This is a genomic window from Leuconostoc sp., from assembly GCF_965300815.1.
Window position 1 is genome coordinate 1 of the sequence record NZ_CBDKZH010000105.1, and the last position, 4,506, is coordinate 4,506.

General features: G+C 43.9%; 7 protein-coding genes. 2 read left to right on the forward strand and 5 right to left on the reverse strand.

Features of this window, described 5'->3' with window-relative positions; all coding sequences use genetic code 11:
* Positions 1-136: 136 nt before the first annotated feature.
* The 3 genes from rpsB to ACW12G_RS06575 form a co-directional block, all read right to left on the reverse strand.
* A complete protein-coding gene (gene rpsB / locus ACW12G_RS06565) occupies positions 137-913 on the reverse strand; it encodes a 30S ribosomal protein S2 (RefSeq protein WP_010000909.1) in 777 nt (258 codons plus the stop codon).
* 141 nt (positions 914-1,054) lie between these two features.
* Positions 1,055-1,336, reverse strand: coding sequence for a GIY-YIG nuclease family protein (locus ACW12G_RS06570; protein ID WP_141308466.1), 282 nt, complete (start codon positions 1,334-1,336; stop codon positions 1,055-1,057).
* Positions 1,333-2,097 carry a tRNA1(Val) (adenine(37)-N6)-methyltransferase gene (locus ACW12G_RS06575; RefSeq protein WP_010003138.1) on the reverse strand — a complete coding sequence of 255 codons (765 nt, stop codon included), beginning with the start codon at positions 2,095-2,097 and terminating at the stop codon, positions 1,333-1,335. Before ACW12G_RS06575 ends, ACW12G_RS06570 begins: the two co-directional genes overlap by 4 nt.
* Before the next feature lie 58 nt (positions 2,098-2,155).
* Between ACW12G_RS06575 and ACW12G_RS06580 the strand changes: the two genes are divergently transcribed.
* A complete protein-coding gene (locus ACW12G_RS06580) occupies positions 2,156-2,791 on the forward strand; it encodes a lysophospholipid acyltransferase family protein (RefSeq protein ID WP_068852472.1) in 636 nt (211 codons plus the stop codon).
* Between the two features lie 10 nt (positions 2,792-2,801).
* Here ACW12G_RS06580 and ACW12G_RS06585 read toward each other — a convergent pair whose 3' ends face one another.
* Positions 2,802-3,035 carry a YneF family protein gene (locus tag ACW12G_RS06585; protein ID WP_029509844.1) on the reverse strand — a complete coding sequence of 78 codons (234 nt, stop codon included), beginning with the start codon at positions 3,033-3,035 and terminating at the stop codon, positions 2,802-2,804.
* Between the two features lie 281 nt (positions 3,036-3,316).
* Here ACW12G_RS06585 and lexA point away from each other — a divergent pair, with 281 nt between their 5' ends.
* Positions 3,317-3,958 carry a transcriptional repressor LexA gene (gene lexA, locus ACW12G_RS06590; RefSeq protein ID WP_010000563.1) on the forward strand — a complete coding sequence of 214 codons (642 nt, stop codon included), beginning with the start codon at positions 3,317-3,319 and terminating at the stop codon, positions 3,956-3,958.
* A gap of 45 nt (positions 3,959-4,003) precedes the next feature.
* Here the strand turns inward: lexA and pyrE are convergent.
* Positions 4,004-4,506 (reverse strand): orotate phosphoribosyltransferase (gene pyrE / locus ACW12G_RS06595; RefSeq protein ID WP_455647564.1); only part of this gene is annotated, 503 nt, incomplete at its 5' end.

The window sequence follows — 4,506 nt, forward strand, 5'->3', positions numbered from 1 at the left end:
CCATTATATTGCTCCTCTATAAATGTTTATAAGTTTATTATAGCATGATTTGTTCTGGTTTCGAACAAATAAAAATGCCGTTTCCGCGTCCCAAACAGGTCCGCAGGAACGGCAAATGTCATTTAAATCTTACTGATTAGTTGTTGCCTTCTTCGACAATGCTAACAATTTCTTCGATTGATTCTGTTGTTTCATCGCCTTCAACGAATGCATCTTCAGGTGCTGAATCTTGACCTTGACGACCTTCGATAATAGCATCAGCCATCTTTGAAGTGATCAAACGAACGGCACGGATAGCGTCATCGTTTGCAGGAATCTTAACGTCAACCACTTCAGGGTTAGCGTTTGTGTCGATCATTGCCACAACAGGAATGTTCAACATGTTAGCTTCCTTAACGGCGATTTCTTCCTTCTTAGGATCAACAACGAACAAAACGTCTGGCAAACCAGGCATGTCCTTGATACCACCCAAGAACTTGTTCAGCTTTTCGCGTTGCTTGTTCAACAACACAACTTCCTTCTTAGGCAATTGGTCAAATGTGCCGTCTTCGGCCATTGCTTCCAAATCCTTCAAACGTTGGATACGTGTCTTGATTGTGTTCCAGTTTGTCAAAGTACCACCCAACCAACGGTGATTGATGTAGTATTGACCAGCGCGTGTTGCTTCTTCAGCAATTGCATCTGAAGCTTGCTTCTTTGTTCCAACGAACAAGAAAGTTGCGCCATCAGCTGATGCGTTACGCATGAAGTTGTAAGCTTCATCAACCAACTTAACTGTCTTTTGCAAATCGATGATGTGAATACCATTACGTTCTGTAAAGATAAATTCATCCATTTTTGGGTCCCAACGACGTGTTTGGTGACCGAAGTGTACTCCTGCTTCGAGGAGTTCTTTCATTGAAATAACTGCCATGATGTGGCCTCCTAGGTTTTTTCCGCCGACAAATTCGACATTCACACTGACATTGCTGCACCTATGTGAACTCGTTTGCCGTGTGTATTTGTTGCTTTTGACAACAGTTAATATTATACAGTGTTCAAGATATAAAGCAAGCTATTTTTCCCAAATTGTGGCTGAAACACCACGTGTCACTAGGAAAGCTTCTTTTTTAGCGCGAGTTAACCGTTTAAAAGCCGCTTCGGCACGTAATGCATCCCCTTTTGTGTCAAAGGCTTCCGAAAAAACGAGTTGCAACGGATGCCGTGATTTAACTCGGGTGAATTTCGCACCTTGCCCTTTTTCGTGCGTGGCTAGCCGCCGCTGTACATCATCGGTAAAGCCACCATAAAAGTAGCCATCCGCGGTATAAAGCACATAAAAGAAGTAGTGTTTCATGTTGACCACGCTTGTCCATACAGAATCGTCTTAACCGTCTCTGTGTAGTCATTATCGGCGGTATAGGCCACAATAGGCGGCATAATCCGCACACCACCTGGTTTCCCAGCCTTAATTGCTTCGACAAGTACCATATTGGCTTCCCGATCGGCCTTACCATAAACAAACTGCACGCGTTTAATCATCAACTTGCGCTGCGCAAAGGCGGCAAAAATGTCAGCCAACCGATCTGGCCGGTGCACCATGTAAAACTTGCCGTTGTTTTTAAGTAATTTATTGGCAACTTGTGCCAGACCAGGCAAATCAATCGTGACCTCGTGCCGAGCAATCTCGTAATGTTGGTCGTTGTTAGTCTTCGTCGTGTCATTTAAAGGAAAGTAAGGTGGATTAGATAGCACCGTTTCGGCTGATCCTGGTTGAATGACATCAAAAATCGCTTTCATATCCGCTTGCACCACCGACACACGATCTTGCAAGCCATTTAGCGCCACACTACGTTGCGCCATCTCAGCGAGTTCAGGTTGAATTTCAACTAAGGTGATTGGCCCCGTCACCTTTGGAGCATAAAACAAGCCAACCGCCCCAGTGCCAGCACCAAGATCAACAGTTAACCCGCTACCTTTGCCTTTCACGCCGGCAAAATAAGCCAATAAAATCGCATCAAGTGAATAAGCGAACATATCTGGATTTTGAATAATACGAATGTTTTGTGCTGGCAAACCATCAAGTCGTTCACCTTGTTTAAGAATTGGTTCAATCATTGTTTTTTTCTCGCGATATCGTGTAAAATAGTTAGGACAGTTTATGAGGTGAATTAGCATGAAATTTTATGACGTACTCCACGGCATTGTCGTTGGCTTGATTTGGACGATTAACGGTCGCATTAAATATATGCACCGTGATCGCCTCCCTGTCAACGATAATTATATCCTCGTTGGCCCTCACCGTTCTTGGTGGGATCCCGTTTGGTATGCCGTCGCCGCCTATCCCAAGCACTTCATTTTTATGGCAAAAATTGAATTGTTTAAGTTCCCCCCACTTGCGTGGCTCATCCGAGCCGCTGGTGCGTTCCCCGTGGATCGTGAAAACGTTGGGCCCAGTGTGATTAAAGTCCCCGTGCGTGAATTGAAATCCGGTGACCGGTCATTAATCATGTTCCCTTCCGGTTCACGCCACAGCGCTGAGCTTAAATCTGGTACCATCTTAATTGCCAAGATGTCTGGTAAGCCCATTGTACCAGCTGTATATCAGGGGCCAGTTAAGTTTAGTCAACTCTTCAAGCGTAACAATACAACGATTAATTTCGGGGAACCGATCGTGGTTGATCGCAAAGATAAGTTGGACAAAGAAAACATTACCAAATATACACAAATGATTCAAGATGCGTTTGATCGCTTAGACCAAGAAATCAATCCTGATTTTGTCTATATTGATCCAAAACACGAAAAAAAATAAGCCTTCTGGCTTATTTTTTTTGTGCACGTTCGCTTTGTTGCTTCATTTGTGCCATCATTTGTGCCAACTTCTTTTGTGATGGCTTTTGTCCCATTGACATCATCATTGATTTCATCATTTCTTCTGAAATCGGTGGGTTTTTGGCAAGATAGTTCTTCATGGCGTTACGTGCGAGGAAGAAACCTGCAATCAAGCCGATAACCAAGCCAATAACGAAAATCAAGATTGAAAGTCCTGTGTTCATGGTTAAATAACCCCTTAATAAAATTGTCTACCAACCATTATAACACAAAATCCAGATTGACAGGACGATTAACCAGATGAATACCGGCAGTAAACGACCTTGTGGCACGTTTTTTTGCCACTCAGCGGCTACCTGTTGGCGCTGTTTTCAAATTTTTGGTAAAGATTCCCCCAATTTATCGGGTGTTATGAGCCGAAAACGAACAAACGTTTGATTTCTGTTCCCACTTTCGCTATAATGAAATCATATTAAATCGCTTATTATTAAGGAATATACCCATCATGGCAATCAAAATTCAAGAAAGCAAACAACTCCAAGTTTTGCGTTTCATTCATGAAGCACAAACCAACAATGGTTATCCGCCAACAGTACGTGAAGTTGGTGAAGCAGTCGGCCTATCGTCGTCTTCTACCATTCACGGGCACATCGAACGCTTAGTAAAAAAAGGCTACTTATTAAAAGACGCCTCAAAGCCACGTGCCCGTGCTATTGAAGTAACAGATTTAGGGTTGGAAGCATTAGGTGTGTCCACCACACCTGGTCGCATTCCGGTTCTGGGTCAAGTGACAGCTGGTACGCCAATTCTCGCAGTTGAAGAAGAAGCCACTGAGTTTTTCCCAATCCCAGATAACTTGATGCAGTTTGACGGCGATATGTTTATGCTCAACGTCCGTGGCAATTCAATGGTCAACATCGGTATCTTGGACGGCGATAAAGTGATCGTGCGGAAGCAAGATAATGCCGATAATGGTGATGTTGTTGTCGCAATGAATGACGATGACGAAGCAACTGTTAAGCGTTTCTTCCGTGAAGCCGATCATTTCAGATTACAACCTGAAAATGATGCCATGGCACCAATTATTTTAGATAATGTGACCATTCTCGGTAAAGTTATTGGCTTGTACCGCGATGCCATTTATTAATCAAAAAAAGCTGAACGATCATCGTCGTTCAGCTTTTTTACTTGTTTAAGCTTGCCAATCAGCTGGTGATTGTTGCCATGCTTTTAAGGTTGCTAATTGCGAAGCATTCAAGTCGCCTCGCGCAATGGCGGCATCAATGAGTTGTGAATAGGTTGTCAAGGACTGAAATGTTAACCCTGCTTGCGCAAAGTTAGCCACGCCGGCCGGTAATTCATATGAAAAGATTGAGACAACGCCCAACACGTCAGCGCCTGCCTTGCGAACCGCTTCAACGGCACCCAAAACTGACCCACCAGTTGAAATCAAATCATCAATCAAAACCACTTTTTTACCAGCCACTTCGGCGCCTTCCGTTTGCCGACCAGCACCGTGATCTTTTGGCTTTGAGCGGACATAAATCATGGGCTTGTTCAACGTTTCAGCCACCCAAGCCGCGTGTGGGATACCGGCCGTGGCAACACCACCGACGATTTCAACATCCCCATAATGGGTCGTAATGAGTTCAGCCAAACCTTTAAAAATATTTTGACGGACTTCAGGAAAACCAA

What these genes read in the sequence shown, in the direction of transcription:
- rpsB (WP_010000909.1), bottom strand. Translation starts at nt 913, where the DNA reads ATGGCAGTTATTTCAATGAAAGAACTCCTCGAAGCAGGAGTACACTTC.
- ACW12G_RS06570 (WP_141308466.1), bottom strand. Translation starts at nt 1,336, where the DNA reads ATGAAACACTACTTCTTTTATGTGCTTTATACCGCGGATGGCTACTTT.
- ACW12G_RS06575 (WP_010003138.1), bottom strand. Translation starts at nt 2,097, where the DNA reads ATGATTGAACCAATTCTTAAACAAGGTGAACGACTTGATGGTTTGCCA.
- ACW12G_RS06580 (WP_068852472.1), top strand. Translation starts at nt 2,156, where the DNA reads ATGAAATTTTATGACGTACTCCACGGCATTGTCGTTGGCTTGATTTGG.
- ACW12G_RS06585 (WP_029509844.1), bottom strand. Translation starts at nt 3,035, where the DNA reads ATGAACACAGGACTTTCAATCTTGATTTTCGTTATTGGCTTGGTTATC.
- lexA (WP_010000563.1), top strand. Translation starts at nt 3,317, where the DNA reads ATGGCAATCAAAATTCAAGAAAGCAAACAACTCCAAGTTTTGCGTTTC.